This window comes from Peribacillus frigoritolerans (assembly GCF_030676415.1).
GTDB classification, from domain to species: domain Bacteria; phylum Bacillota; class Bacilli; order Bacillales; family DSM-1321; genus Peribacillus; species Peribacillus frigoritolerans_A.
In genome coordinates this window covers 130,535-144,438 of the sequence record NZ_JAUUTW010000003.1, presented here as the reverse complement: position 1 = coordinate 144,438, position 13,904 = coordinate 130,535, and the positions used below count along the sequence as shown (strand labels likewise).

General features: G+C 40.9%; 13 protein-coding genes. 6 read left to right on the top strand and 7 right to left on the bottom strand.

Going from position 1 to position 13,904, the window contains the following annotated elements:
* The first annotated feature begins 48 nt into the window (after positions 1–48).
* The gene (locus tag Q8G36_RS04425; RefSeq protein ID WP_305159154.1) at positions 49–417 is read left to right on the top strand and encodes a PH domain-containing protein; all 369 of its coding nucleotides are present in this window, start codon (positions 49–51) and stop codon (positions 415–417) included.
* Between the two features lie 41 nt (positions 418–458).
* Here Q8G36_RS04425 and Q8G36_RS04420 read toward each other — a convergent pair whose 3' ends face one another.
* Positions 459–965 carry a general stress protein gene (locus Q8G36_RS04420; RefSeq protein WP_305159153.1) on the bottom strand — a complete coding sequence of 169 codons (507 nt, stop codon included), beginning with the start codon at positions 963–965 and terminating at the stop codon, positions 459–461.
* A 163-nt stretch (positions 966–1,128) separates the two neighbouring features.
* Here Q8G36_RS04420 and Q8G36_RS04415 point away from each other — a divergent pair, with 163 nt between their 5' ends.
* From Q8G36_RS04415 to Q8G36_RS04395, 5 genes are all read left to right on the top strand, one after another.
* Positions 1,129–2,193 (top strand): M20 family metallopeptidase, encoded by a 1,065-nt coding sequence (locus Q8G36_RS04415; RefSeq protein WP_305159152.1) that lies wholly within the window; start codon positions 1,129–1,131, stop codon positions 2,191–2,193.
* 396 nt (positions 2,194–2,589) lie between these two features.
* Positions 2,590–3,150, top strand: a complete 561-nt coding sequence (locus tag Q8G36_RS04410) for a 3D domain-containing protein (protein WP_214745767.1) — start codon at positions 2,590–2,592, stop codon at positions 3,148–3,150.
* A gap of 147 nt (positions 3,151–3,297) precedes the next feature.
* Positions 3,298–4,218, top strand: a complete 921-nt coding sequence (locus Q8G36_RS04405; RefSeq protein ID WP_336622948.1) for a ketopantoate reductase family protein — start codon at positions 3,298–3,300, stop codon at positions 4,216–4,218.
* A 230-nt stretch (positions 4,219–4,448) separates the two neighbouring features.
* A complete protein-coding gene (locus Q8G36_RS04400) occupies positions 4,449–5,717 on the top strand; it encodes a dicarboxylate/amino acid:cation symporter (protein WP_305159150.1) in 1,269 nt (422 codons plus the stop codon).
* A 208-nt stretch (positions 5,718–5,925) separates the two neighbouring features.
* Positions 5,926–7,344, top strand: coding sequence for an NAD-dependent succinate-semialdehyde dehydrogenase (locus tag Q8G36_RS04395; protein WP_305159149.1), 1,419 nt, complete (start codon positions 5,926–5,928; stop codon positions 7,342–7,344).
* A 68-nt stretch (positions 7,345–7,412) separates the two neighbouring features.
* Here the strand turns inward: Q8G36_RS04395 and Q8G36_RS04390 are convergent, their stop codons facing one another.
* From Q8G36_RS04390 to Q8G36_RS04365, 6 genes are all read right to left on the bottom strand, one after another.
* Complete coding sequence (locus tag Q8G36_RS04390) at positions 7,413–8,519, bottom strand: AI-2E family transporter (protein WP_305159148.1); 1,107 nt, start codon at positions 8,517–8,519, stop codon at positions 7,413–7,415.
* Between the two features lie 398 nt (positions 8,520–8,917).
* Entirely contained in the window at positions 8,918–10,444 is a 1,527-nt protein-coding gene (locus Q8G36_RS04385; protein ID WP_305159147.1) for an acetyl-CoA hydrolase/transferase family protein, read from the bottom strand.
* 131 nt (positions 10,445–10,575) lie between these two features.
* The gene (locus Q8G36_RS04380) at positions 10,576–11,226 is read right to left on the bottom strand and encodes a LytTR family DNA-binding domain-containing protein (protein WP_095390442.1); all 651 of its coding nucleotides are present in this window, start codon (positions 11,224–11,226) and stop codon (positions 10,576–10,578) included.
* A 583-nt stretch (positions 11,227–11,809) separates the two neighbouring features.
* On the bottom strand, positions 11,810–12,172 hold the full coding sequence (locus tag Q8G36_RS04375; protein WP_305159146.1) for a P-II family nitrogen regulator: 363 nt from the start codon (positions 12,170–12,172) through the stop codon (positions 11,810–11,812).
* A gap of 14 nt (positions 12,173–12,186) precedes the next feature.
* On the bottom strand, positions 12,187–13,401 hold the full coding sequence (locus Q8G36_RS04370) for an ammonium transporter (protein WP_305159145.1): 1,215 nt from the start codon (positions 13,399–13,401) through the stop codon (positions 12,187–12,189).
* A gap of 296 nt (positions 13,402–13,697) precedes the next feature.
* Positions 13,698–13,901, bottom strand: coding sequence for a YbdD/YjiX family protein (locus Q8G36_RS04365; protein WP_305159144.1), 204 nt, complete (start codon positions 13,899–13,901; stop codon positions 13,698–13,700).
* Between the last annotated feature and the right edge of the window lie 3 nt (positions 13,902–13,904).

Sequence of the window (13,904 nt, the reverse complement as noted above, 5' to 3'; positions counted from 1 at the left end):
TTGTAAGATAATCCGTATAAGTATAAAGACATAGTAAGGAGTGAATATATGTATTCCAAGATACAGCCACCAACGAAGAAAATTTCCAAAGAATCAGTGAAGGTTTGGCGGATGACTGAAGCCATTACCAATCTCATTATCCTCGCCGTCCTTGGCATCCTATTATTTGTTGATGATTATTTCACTTGGAAAGAATGGATTGGATGGATTTTAAACGGACTTATCGTATTATCTTTTTTCCATGCAATCTGGTCCATCTTCATTGAACCGATCTTGTTGCAAAAGTATTGGCGTTACGACGTGAATGAAGAATTCATTCAAACAAAACGTGGAGCCTGGAGTGGAAATCAACGTCCAAATTGTACAAGCCATAAAAATAGACAAACTCGATTTTCATCGAGTTTGTCTACTGTCTGAAAGGACGGGTCCTAAGGGATCCGTCCTTTTTTACTTACGACTTATAGAGTTCTTCTACTGTTCGTTAGCGTTTCATCGGTTTCAGTTATTCCTGAGTAAGAAGAACTGGATTTTCTCGCATCCGAATCGACTAACACAAGCAGCTTGCCATTCTTTACATCCGCTTCATAACGATTCGCCTCGTCTTCTGGTATGCCCATTCCGATTAATGTACCGGCCAATCCTCCTGTACCAGCACCTACAGCGGCTCCGGCTAATGTTGCAGCAAGCGGTCCAGCAGCCAGTACTGGTCCGATTCCCGGAATCGCCAACGCACCCACACCTGCTAATAATCCGGCAGCACCGCCCAAAATACCTCCGGTCGCCGCACCAGCTGCGAGCCCCTCTTCAACTTTTGAACCCGTTTCTTCATTCACTGTATTTAATTCTTCTTTATCTTTAGCTACCACTGAAATATCTTCACGGTTATACCCTTGGGCCTGTAATGACTCAACAGCCTTTATAGCTTCTTCTCCAGATTCATATACACCAATTATACGTTTATCCATATCTATCATCCTCCTTAAAGAATGTAAATTGTCGCTCCCCCTTTACATACCCCAGGGGATGAAAAGGCTAAACGTTATTTAGCAGGAAAATATTTTTGCGTTAACCCTTACTTAGAAAGGGTATATATAATAATAGTAGGCATATTTTTAGGAGGTTTTCTTTTTGCTCATCGAGTTACTTAAAGATTTAGTATCCATTGACAGTTCATCGAAAGAAGGAGCTAACCAAGCAGTTGATTACTGTGCGGACTGGCTTAAAAAACAAGGACTTACCGTGAATGTGATTGTAAATAACGGTTATAAAATGCTTGTTAGCGAGATTGGCAGCGGAGATAAAACCCTAATTTGGAATGGCCATGTCGATGTTGTCAGCGGAACGCCGGATCAATTTTTCCCTGAGGTTCATGAAGGAAACTTATATGGACGCGGGACAGCAGATATGAAAGCTGGAGTTGCAGGGATGATGTGTGCATTTACCGAACTGAAAGATAAGGACTTAGGTTTAAAAATCCAGCTACAGATCGTATCGGATGAAGAGATTGGTGGGTTGAACTGTTCAGGATATTTAGCGAAACATGGTTACAGAGGGGACTTTGTAATCTGTGCTGAACCGACGCAATTGGGAATCGGACTCCAAGCAAAGGGTGCCCTTCGTCTCGATATTGAAGTATCCGGCAAATCTGCACACGGAAGCCGTCCATGGGAAGGCGTGAATGCAATTGAAAAGGCCTATGATCTCTATCAAAAAATAAAGGAACTTCCTTTCACCCGGGATCATACTCCCCTTTACTCTTCCCCTTCACTTAACCTAGCAAAAATAAAAGGCGGGGATGTCTATAATAAGGTACCGGATGCCTGTTTGCTAAGTCTTGATATTCGCTATCTACCTACGCAAACAATGGAAGATATCCTTGCTCAGATCGAAAGTGTGACAGGAAATAGTGTTCACCTTAATATGTACAGTAAACCTGTAAAAACCGAAGAGTCAGACCCATTCATCACTCTGCTTCGTCCGATTATCAAAAGAAACACCAAGCAAGACGCTGTCATTTTTGGACAACACGGCTCCGCAGATACCGTCTTTTTTGCGGCATATGATATCCCAGCCATTGAATTCGGACCAAAAGGTGAGAACTGGCATGGAGATAGGGAATGCGTCAACCTTGAATCGGTAGCAGTCTATCAAAAAATGCTAGTCGATTTTGCTTCTGAATTCATTTTAAATTAATCCAAATCATGAAAAAAGCCGGCATCACATAGATGTCGGTTTTTTCATGTTCCGAATATCCTCTTCTACTAAAATAAACGGCATTCAATCGTCTATTATTGTGCTGTTTTTTTACAAAATATACAGGACTTTTAAACCAGGGATTGGACATCCATATTTTACCTAATTAAACAGGATACGCCATTATACCAACACTATTTAGCAAAAATACGCTTATACTGACATAATAAATAATATATTTACATTTAACAGATAAGTACTTTTGCCCTACTTTATATTACATTTATTTATCAAGGGAAACGATTTTGTAACACAATTACTATTCCACCGAAACATCATTGTCATAAAGACCTGTTATTCTAAGTCTACGATTTAAAACAAAGGAGACTATTCATTTTGAAAAAAATACTACTTCCACTATTCACTGCTTTCTTCCTGGTATTTAGTTTTTCCGGAGTTTCATCGGCTGCTACTACTACATACAAAGTTAAAAGCGGCGACACACTATGGGGTATCGCCAATAAACATAATATAACAGTCAATCAACTCAAAAGTTGGAACAACCTGAAAAAAGATAACATCCATCCAAAACAGGTTTTAAAGGTCAAGAAAACATCGACCTCAGCTAAGCCTAAAGCTAAAGCTAAAACGACATCATCAAAAAAATATAAAACGATCACGGTGAAGGCAACAGCTTACACAGCGAACTGTAAAGGTTGCAGCGGTATTACAGCATCGGGTCTTAACTTAAAGAAAAACCCTAACGTAAAAGCAATCTCAGTCGACCCTAAGGTCATTCCACTAGGAACAAAAGTTCATGTAGAAGGATACGGGGATGCCATTGCGGCAGATAAAGGCGGCGCAATCAAAGGAAATAAAATTGACGTCTTCTACTCTTCTCACTCAAAAGCTATCAATTGGGGCAGAAAGACCGTTAAAGTAAAAATCTATAAATAATGATAAGCACCAGCCTGAAACCTTTCAGGCTGGTCTTTTGTTTTTCCCATTCTTCCAAACATCTAAACAACCAGTTTACCTTCAAATGGAAATATTTACTGAAATTTCAGTCAATGTTATGATTAGTACATCTTAATCAAAAGAGAGGTGTGCACTTTGAATATTGTCATTATAGGGGCCGGGGCACTCGGCTCCTACTTTGGAGGCAGGTTGCAGCAGGCCGGGCAGGATGTTCAATACCTTGTCCGAAAAAACCGCGCCAAACAATTGAAAGAAAACGGCATCAGCATAACCAGCCCACATGGAAACTACCAATTTAACGACCTCCATATCACAGAGAATGTAAGTGATATAGAAAAGGTCGACCTCGTGATTCTCGCCGTAAAAGGCCAGCATCTGCAAGGCACCCTTTCAGATTTAAAGATCCTTGTTGAAAAGGGCGCAAAGGTCCTCCCGCTTTTGAATGGATTGGAACATATATCCATTTTACAGGACGAACTGGGCGATGAAGCCGTATTGGGAGGAAGCGCGTTCATAATCGCCACCCTTGATGAAAAAGGTCATGTCATTCACTCCAATGATAATCATGATTTAATCTACGGCCCGCTTCATCCGTCACAAAAAAAGATTTGTGATGAAATCGAACAAGCGGCCGGATCAGCTATCATGAAGGTAAGCAGAACGGAAAACATATTGATCAGGATGTGGATCAAATATATGTTCATCACCGCTTTTTCCGGTGTGACAACAGCCTCCAACCTTCCTATCGGCACGATACGGAAATTCCCGGAAACCAATGGATTGCTAGAAAAGGTCCTTGTAGAAATGAAGGAGCTTGCAAATGCTTATGACGTCGGAATTTCTGTGGAGAATATTGCTCAGGCGTTGGAAAACATGGCAGGTTTACCTGATGAATCCACCTCTTCCATGCACCAGGACCGCCGGAAGGGACTAACCCTCGAAGTGGAGCATTTACAGGGCGGTGCACTGCGCCTTGCCGACAAGGTTGGTTTGAAACTCCCTGTGATGGGAACCCTATACGCACTCATAAAACCATTTGAAAATTAATTTTCCCCAATACCGGCGCTCCGCCGGTATTTTTTTATTGCAGTTTAGCAGTCTATCTATATCCTAATAGTAACTTTTAATTTCTCTTCCACCCTTCAGTTATTAGAAATCCCCAAGACCAAAAAGACCAAAAAGAAAACAATATCACCAAAAGAATATTCTGATTCTTTTTTCTGATACACTATTATCAAGTTAAGAAAGCGCTATCATATAGCAAAGGAGAATGCACCTTGAAAATATTAAAAAATCTAACAGTTCAGGTCATCATCGGTATCATTCTGGGTATAACAGTCGGTTTCTTCTTCCCTGCTTTCGGTGAACAGCTGAAGATATTGGCAGATTTATTTATTAAAATGATTAAAATGGTCATTGCACCAATCATCTTCTTAACCGTCGTAATCGGAATTGGCGGTATGGGTGATATGAAAAAAGTTGGCCGCATCGGCGGAAAGGCCCTTCTCTATTTTGAAATCGTTACCACTTTCGCACTTGCCATCGGAATCATCGTGGTCAATCTGCTGGGACCTGGTAAAGGCTTTAACATCGATTCAGTCGAGGGCGGAGATGTATCACAATATACAACAGCCGCTTCCGAAACGGAACATGGCGCCGTTTCTTTCATTTCTAATATCATTCCCGATAATGCTGTTGCCGCACTGGCTGGCGGAGATTTACTCCCTATTCTATTCTTTGCCGTATTATTCGGATTATCAATGGCGGCAATGGGACCGAGAGTGCAGCCAGTCGTTTCTTTCTTTCAGCATATTGCCGATATTTTCTTCGGCATCGTCGGTATGATCATGAAAGTTTCTCCATTGGCCGCATTTGGAGCAATGGCTTATACAATCGGTAAGTTTGGCCTTGGTTCTTTAACCTCGTTAGGACAATTAATGGGTAGCGTATATATCACAATGGCACTATTCATTATTCTAGTCCTTGGTTCGATCGCAAAAATATACGGCTTTAATATTTTCAAGTTCATTGCCTATATAAAAGAAGAGATCCTCTTAGTTTTAGGAACATCTTCGTCGGAATCCGCCCTGCCAAGCGTGATGAAAAAACTTGAAAAGTACGGTTGCTCAAAATCGGTAGTCGGTTTAGTTGTCCCAACTGGTTATTCTTTCAACCTTGATGGCACATCCATCTACTTATCCATGGCAGCGATTTTCATCGCCCAAGCCTATGGTATCGATTTAAGCATCTGGCAGGAATTGACCCTTCTGGGAATCTTGATGTTAACATCCAAAGGAGCTGCCGGTGTAACGGGATCCGGTTTCATTACACTTGCTGCCACATTAGCCGCCTTCCCAATGATTCCAGTTGAAGGAATGGCATTACTGCTGGGAGTCGACCGCTTCATGTCTGAAGCACGTGCCATCACTAATCTAATCGGTAACAGTGTTGCTACAGTGGTCATTTCTAAATCAGAAGGTGAATTCAATCCAAACCAAGCCATCTCAAGTGATATGAGTGAAGTGGCCGTCTCATCGGAAAAATAAACAAATTTTGAATGAAGAGGTGTGCAACTTACACCTCTTTTTTATGCATTCCCCCCTTCTATCAATGAATATACGAGTTTCAAAAAATAGCCAATCAAATAAATTTCAGAATCACTGAAAAGTGTTTATACTTTTATGTAACAGGTAAAAGTATAAAGTTAAAAGTTTTGGTAGTTTGATGGATTTAACCAAATTAGGAGGTTTTATCATGAAGGATTACGGATTATTTATTAACGGTGAGTGGTCGGATTTTGGATTGGATAAAATTGAAGTGAGAAACCCGGCAACGGATGAAGTAGTTGCCACCGTTCCTAAAGGCGGTGCAACTGAAGCAGCGAAGGCTGCAGATGCTGCATATGAAGCCTTTACGGGCTGGGCTGCACTCTCAGTCTACGAACGTGCTGAACTAATTTGGAAATGGCATCGATTGATTGATGATAATAAAGAAGAACTAGCCAAAATCATGACTGAAGAGCAAGGCAAGCCCCTTAAAGAGGCTCTTGGTGAAATGACATATGCAAATGGCTTTTTATCTTGGTTTGCCGAAGAAGGAAAACGAGTGTACGGCGAAACGATTCCTGCTTCCGTGTCCAATAAGCGGCTTTTCGTGACTAAACAGCCTGTCGGAGTTGTAGCTGTCATTACGCCATGGAACTTTCCTGCAGCCATGATTACAAGAAAAGTTGCACCAGCGCTTGCCGTCGGCTGCACAGTCGTCATTAAACCGGCAAACCTGACTCCCATAACAGCTTTAAAAATGGCTGAATTAGCTGAAGAAGCTGGCATTCCAAAAGGAGTCATCAATGTCGTGACAGGAAAATCATCAGAAATTGGCGAAACTTGGCTTCAAGATACGAGGGTTCGTAAATTGACGTTTACCGGTTCTACAGAAGTCGGTAAAACCCTTATGAGGGGCTCAGCTGACACGGTAAAGAAAATCTCGCTTGAACTCGGAGGTCACGCACCCGCAATCGTTCTTGAGGATGCCGACCTTAATAAAGCGGTTGATGGCATCATCAGTTCAAAATTCCGTAACGCAGGACAAACATGCGTCTGTTCAAATCGCATTTATGTCCACGAAGCCATTCAAGAAGCCTTCATCGAAAAGCTCGTTGCCAAGGTCAAAGAACTAAAGGTAGGAAATGGACTGGAAGATGGCGTCGATATCGGTCCGCTCATCGATCAAAATGCAGTGGATAAGGTTCAAAAACAAATAGATGAAGCAATCGGCAGCGGTGCTAAGCTCGAAGCTGGAGGCAAATCAATAAGCGGCCTTTTTCTTGAACCGACCGTACTGTCCAACATTGACGACAGCATGCTCTGCATGAAGGAAGAAACATTTGGTCCTCTAGCTCCTATTGCCTCCTTTAAGACTGATGAAGAGGCAATCAAAAGGGCAAATGACTCCATCTTCGGTTTGGCAGCTTACGTCTTCACTGAAAATATCAATAAGGGCATCAAATTCACCGAGGCACTTGAGTTCGGTATCGTAGGCTTAAACGATGGGCTTCCTTCCGTTCCGCAAGCTCCATTTGGCGGATTCAAACAAAGCGGGCTCGGCCGTGAAGGTGGACACCAAGGCATCGAAGAATTCCTGGAAGTAAAATATATTTCCTTAAGTTTGTAACCTATTTAGGCGCTTTTGCTCCTTCACTAAGAAAACGGGCCCGACTCAATGGAGTCGGGCCCGTTTTTTCATTCCAATATATCCTCTTCAAGCTTTTCCTCTTTTCGGATCCTGATGAATTTTACAATATTCAATACAATCGTTTTAACAACGGAGTAAGTCGGAACGGCCAAAATCATGCCGATGATACCGGCAATGTTTCCGGCGACGAGCAATAGGATGATGATGGTAAGCGGATGTGTGTTCAATTTTTTCCCGATGACTAACGGTGAAATGAAATTACCATCCAATTGCTGAATGACCGTTACAACCAGAATGACCAGTAATGCCTCTGTCGGTGAATGAATCAACGCCACTATGACGGCAGGAGCGGCTCCAATAAACGGACCTACATATGGAATGATATTGGTTACAGCACCAATCAGCGCGAATAAGAACGCATAAGGCAAACCGATGATCAAATACCCGATGAACGTTCCGATCCCGACAAACATGCAAACAAGCATCTGCCCTTGTATGTATGTAGTAAGCGTCCCGCCAGTTTCCTGAAGTACTGTTAAAGCTGGTTTCCTATAGCGAACCGGCACGAATTTCATAATGGCGGCCGGGAGCTTATCCCCATCCTTCAACATATAAAACAGAATGAAAGGAACCGTTACGACCACTAAAGTAATATTCGTCACTACGCTGAAAACGGAAGTTAAACTGTTCGTAATATTACTAGGTAAATCAGTCAAATATTTCTGCAGCGAATCCCCTACTTCTTGCAGAGGTACATAATCTTGTTCCACCGTCCATAAAAACCATTTTGACTCAGCTGAATCTTCAACGAACTTCCTTACTTGATTGAAATAATCCGGAAGGTTATTGATTAAATCCGTAACCTGTTTGGAAAGTGACGGTCCAACCAGACCGACCAGCAAACTAATCAATCCCAGGAAAAATACATAAAGCAATAATATCGCCAATCCCCTAGGCACTCTTCTTTTAACCAGGAAATCAACAGTGGGATTGAACAGGAAATAGAGAAAACCTGAAATCAAGATTGGAAAGAACAATGTAGATGTAAAAATGACTATTGGTTCAAAAAGAAAAGAAATCTTTGTACCAACATAAAAAAGTAAAGACAATAGTAATAACTCTAACGTCCAAAAATGCAGTTTTTGCTTGAACAAATTATCTCCTCCACTATAAGCATTCTATTTAACTCCCTATTTCTAAGGAAACAACATCATAAATAAGGAAAATTCTATGTATGATAATCTTTCATTGTTAGCAGTTTACCATATTTCTATAACTTGAATGAATAATTATATACAAAATAAATAAAAGAAAAAAGCCTAAAGATACAGTTCCCTATCTTTTTGATGGTTAAGCTTCATTTTACACTTTATATCTGTTATATGTTGGAGGAAAAAGGACTAATCGGCAACATCATACAAATTACTTAGGAGAAATAATCTATTTACCTTTCAATATTCCATTGGTGTGATGAAAGATTCATCAGTATTCACCCAATACGGGACACGGACCCAAATAAAAAAACCCCGCTGTATTGGCGGGGTTTTGAATCCTATTTTTGATCTTGAAGTACTGCTTCAAGCATCGTACCGTTTTTAGCTAGGTTTGTATGCCATGAAAATGCTTTTTCAAGAATGTGTGGAGTTTGATGCCCACCAGTTTGCGCAACAGCTTCAGTGAAGTATGCACGAAGCTGTTGACGGTAGTCAGGATGCGCACAGTTTTCTATGATTAACTCTACGCGCTCTTTTGGTGCCAAACCACGTAAATCAGCGATCCCTTGCTCTGTCACTAATACATCCACATCATGTTCAGTATGATCCACATGAGAAACGAAAGGAACGATACTAGAAATTTTGCCGCCTTTTGCATATGATTTCGTTACGAAAATGCCTAGGCGTGAGTTACGGGCAAAATCTCCTGATCCACCGATTCCATTCATCATTCTTGTCCCAGAAACATGTGTCGAGTTCACGTTACCATAGATATCACACTCTAACGCTGTATTGATTGAAATCAGGCCAAGGCGACGGATGATTTCAGGATGGTTAGATATTTCTTGTGGACGAAGAACTAGTTTATCACGGTATTTTTCAAGCTCACCGTAAACTTGTTTACCTTTTTCTTCAGCTAATGTAATCGAACATCCTGAAGCGAATTTAACTTTTCCAGCATCGATTAAATCAAATACCGCATCTTGCAGCACCTCTGAATAAACTTCCAAATCTTTAAATTCAGAATCAAGGAAGCCAGCGAATACTGCATTTGCCACTGAACCTACACCCGACTGAAGCGGAGCAAGACTTTCAGTTAAACGGCCAGCCTTGATTTCTTCACGAAGGAAGTTAATAAGGTGGTTGGCGATTGTTGCAGTTTCTTCATCCGGCGGCACGATTGTAGAAGGTGCATCAAGATCTGTAGAAACGACGATTCCCATTACTTTTTCAGGATCAACCGCAATACCGATCGATCCTAGGCGATCACTTGCTTTAATCATAGGAATCGGTTCGCGTTCCCCTTGTTTAGCTGGTGTATATATATCATGCATCCCTTCCAATCCTTCTGGATGGGACACGTTCAATTCAATGATTACATGTTTAGCTTCTTGAACGAATATGGCTGAGTTACCTACAGAAGTTGTCGGGATGATCAATCCGTCTTCCGTAATCGCCAATGCTTCGATGATTGCAAAATCTATAGGTCCGACAATGCCTTGACGAACTTGTTCAGCTGTATGAGATAAATGCTGATCCACATAAGTGACTTCATCAGCATTGATTTTATTGCGAATACCTTTATCCGCTTGGAACGGCAAACGTTTGTTTATGATACCTGCTTCCGCCATATGTTGGTCGACTTCCGGTCCTAATGAGGCACCAGTATAAACGTCAACTTTGAATTTTTCTGTTTTAGCTCTTTCAACTAGAGCCATCGGAATAACTTTAGCATCACCGGCACGGGTAAATCCACTCATACCGAGTTTCATCCCATCTTTAATCCATGAAGCTGCTTCTTCCGCTGTAACTACTTTCCCCTTAAATTGTTCGTTGCGAATTTTTCTGAAAACGCTTTCGTTCATACAAAAGACCCCCATTTTTCGCTTTTCTTACACTTAATTTTACCAATCCTGTGTAATCGTCACATTCATTTTCGAATGAAAAGCCTTAAATAGAGCATAAACCAGCATTTTTTTCACACAAAGGAGAATCACTAAAACCCCAAAGCCCTTCTGAATTGACTGGCATATGTTTGACTGACCTGGATTTTGGAATTGTCTTTCATTATCAGTAAAAATGTAGAATGAAAATCGGGAAGGATCTCTTGTATATAGTTGATATTGACGATGTACGAACGATGCACACGAATGAATAAATCACTAGGTAAAATGAATTCCAATTCACTTAAATTCATTTTATGAAATCCACTCACACGTTCGGACTGAATTTTAGTTTTCCTATTTTGAGCTTCCAAATACATAATTTCATCATATGGAAGCGGTATCCAGCGGTCATCTGTTTTAATGGTCAAGAATGATGTCGGTAAAATTAATGGCTTTGACGGCAAGATGGCAGTTACCGCCCCTAAAGGATTTCCCTCGTCCATGATAGGAACGCTCAGCCCATAGTAAGGTACGCCAAATACATTACTTTCAACTTGGACCCCTATTTTTTTACGGACACTCAGCGCTTTATATGTCGCCGTGTTTTCACTGATTAAATCACCCGGTTTTATTCTTAAGTCAACTTGTTTGCTCGGTTGATAATAAATGTATTTTTCGGAATCAGCCACAGAAATTGAAGCATCCTTCGGTACAAACTCCCTGATGATATTTAAAACGGATTCGACCGTAAATTGATCCATTTCCTTTCACCTCTTAAAAGAACATATTAATAATTTCCCTATTATTAAACAGGGCATTCATGAAATAATTCATAGTTTTTTGGGAAACTTACATTTTTTTGAATTTACTTTTCGTAAAATTAAAGAAAAATTGAAGTAACTAAGCGAAAAGCGTCAAAAAAAGCAAAAAAAGCGCATCTAAATTTATATCCTTATTCATTATAGTTGGAAAGCTCCCCGATTTCCATGGGGGATACAAGAAAAAAGTTTCTTTATATACTAACATTTAAATGCCACAGCCGAGGGTGGGCATCAAACGCATAAAAAAGCCGCTCTCCCCATATAGGATAACGGCTGAAAGGTTATTTTTTAAAACGGGGATTTTGAAACGGGGATTTTATTCGAAGGGATAAAATCTCTTCTAAATTTTTCAGTGGCAATTCCAATAAAAAGGGTCGGTCATCAGGTTGATATACATCCTCTGAAATGAGCGTATTAACGATCTTCTGTTTTTTTGCATTAACAATTCGGACCAGTCTCCCCATTTTCAGCTCCCTTTCCTCAATCTGCTGTATCCGGCACATTCAGACCATTAATTACAGCATCAGACATCATTCTTTAACGCATCATGACCTTCTTTTCCGGTACGGATATTCACAACATTCGTCAATTCACAAATGAAGATTTTACCGTCACCTGGTTTACCGGTACTCAAGAATTTCCTTGCTACATCCACAACATCCTGAACTGGCACTTCACACACTACGATTTCAATTTTTATTCGGTCATGCAATGACATTTCACGATTTCTACCTCTATATGTTTCCACATAACTTTTCTGAAGACCCGTTCCTTTTACTTCCGATACTGTCATTCCGCTTACCCCTATTTTTGCAAGTTCCGCTTTGAATTGTTCAAACTTGATAGGACGTGTAATGATTTCTATTTTCGTTAAAACCTCGGACATATGAGCAACCCCTTTTAAATTGATTCGTGATAAGCTTTTTCTCCATGAAGTGTAAGATCAAGCCCCATTGACTCATCTTCTTCACTGACACGCAACGGCACGAAAAGGTTAATGACTTTAGCAACGATATAAGTGACCACGGCAACGAAGATATATGTCGCGACGATCGCTACAAGCTGCTTCCACAACAAGTTGAAATCGCCGTAGAATAAACCATTTGCACCGCTTTCGTTTACGGAAGTGGTCGCGAACAAACCTGTAGCGATGCCACCCCATGTCCCACCGATCCCATGTAATCCGAAAGCATCGAGTGCATCGTCGTAACCCAGTTTATTCTTAAGGAAGAATACGCCCCAGAAACATACGGCACCGCCGACGACCCCGATGATGATTGATGATGAGGGCGTTACGAATCCGCAAGCAGGTGTAATGGCTACCAAGCCAGAAATAGCTCCGGATACCGCACCCAGCAATGTTGCCTTCTTATTAGCCATATACTCAACGATCAGCCAGCCAATGATACCAGCAGCTGCTGCAACAGCTGTATTAACGAATACATTCATCGCCACTTCATTGATAGTCAGTGCGCTTCCGACGTTGAAGCCGTACCAACCGAACCAAATTAATGATCCGCCAAGGAATGTTAAAGGAAGATTATGTGGTGCACTGTCCCCCGACTCTTTCCTTTTACCTAACATGATCGCTAAAACAAGACCTGCAACCCCTGAAGAAATATGAACAACGTTGCCACCTGCAAAGTCAAGTGTACCCAGTTCCGCTAACCAACCGCCTCCCCATACCCAGTGTGCAACGGGAGCGTATACGAATAAAGACCAAAGGATCGTAAAAATCAGGAATGCTGAAAACTTCATCCGCTCGGCAATGCCACCTGCAATGATCGAGACCGTTAAAACGGCAAAAGTCATTTGGAATAACATGAACAAACTATGAGGAATTGTTTCGCTGTATGGTCCAGGTGCAAAGCCTACATCCTTTAAACCAACCCAGTCCAGACCGCCCAGAAGTGTATTACCAGGTGAAAATGATAATGAATACCCAATGAGCACCCAAAGAATCGAAATGACAGCCAGTGGCATATAACTATGCATTGCCGTATTCAGGACATTTTTACTTTTTACCATCCCTCCATAAAATAGGGCAATCCCTGGTGTCATTAGCCAAACCATCATCGTCGCCAAAAACATGAATACCGAATCTGCCATTTGCATACTGTTTTTTCCCCCTTGTTTTTATATATGTTATGTTTACTCACATAATAATGTTATATTTTTTATCATATACTTAATTTTCTAATAATTCAACTTAATTTTTGTGTTTTATAAAAAAAACGTTAGGTTATATGACATCTATAAGAATAAAGGATCAGATTTTTAGTTTTATAAATACTTTTCCACATTTTAAGGACTCCACGGCTGTTACATTTCCCCCTCTACATATGTCCTGCTTCAAAAAATCCGACTAAAAAAAGGGCCCTCCTGTTGAGGACCCTTCATAAAATATTCAGTTAACAGCAACGGGACACTTTCCCGCCCTTTGCATTATATCGTTCATCCTGGGCTTCACAGAAAAATTCTTTCCTGGTTTTCACAGGATCTTCCGGATGGTGCACTCTCATATGTGCCACATAGGTATCATAACTCGGCACGCCGACAAGCAAACTGACGAATTGCTTTCTGTAGCTGAGAATTTTAATTAATCTTTTCAACATTTC

Excerpts from the sequence above, each read along its gene's own strand:
- Q8G36_RS04370 (WP_305159145.1), bottom strand. The coding sequence starts at position 13,401 with ATGCAAATGGCAGATTCGGTATTCATGTTTTTGGCGACGATGATGGTT.
- Q8G36_RS04385 (WP_305159147.1), bottom strand. The coding sequence starts at position 10,444 with ATGAACGAAAGCGTTTTCAGAAAAATTCGCAACGAACAATTTAAGGGG.
- Q8G36_RS04375 (WP_305159146.1), bottom strand. The coding sequence starts at position 12,172 with ATGTCCGAGGTTTTAACGAAAATAGAAATCATTACACGTCCTATCAAG.
- Q8G36_RS04425 (WP_305159154.1), top strand. The coding sequence starts at position 49 with ATGTATTCCAAGATACAGCCACCAACGAAGAAAATTTCCAAAGAATCA.
- Q8G36_RS04395 (WP_305159149.1), top strand. The coding sequence starts at position 5,926 with ATGAAGGATTACGGATTATTTATTAACGGTGAGTGGTCGGATTTTGGA.
- Q8G36_RS04365 (WP_305159144.1), bottom strand. The coding sequence starts at position 13,901 with ATGTTGAAAAGATTAATTAAAATTCTCAGCTACAGAAAGCAATTCGTC.
- Q8G36_RS04420 (WP_305159153.1), bottom strand. The coding sequence starts at position 965 with ATGGATAAACGTATAATTGGTGTATATGAATCTGGAGAAGAAGCTATA.
- Q8G36_RS04380 (WP_095390442.1), bottom strand. The coding sequence starts at position 11,226 with ATGGATCAATTTACGGTCGAATCCGTTTTAAATATCATCAGGGAGTTT.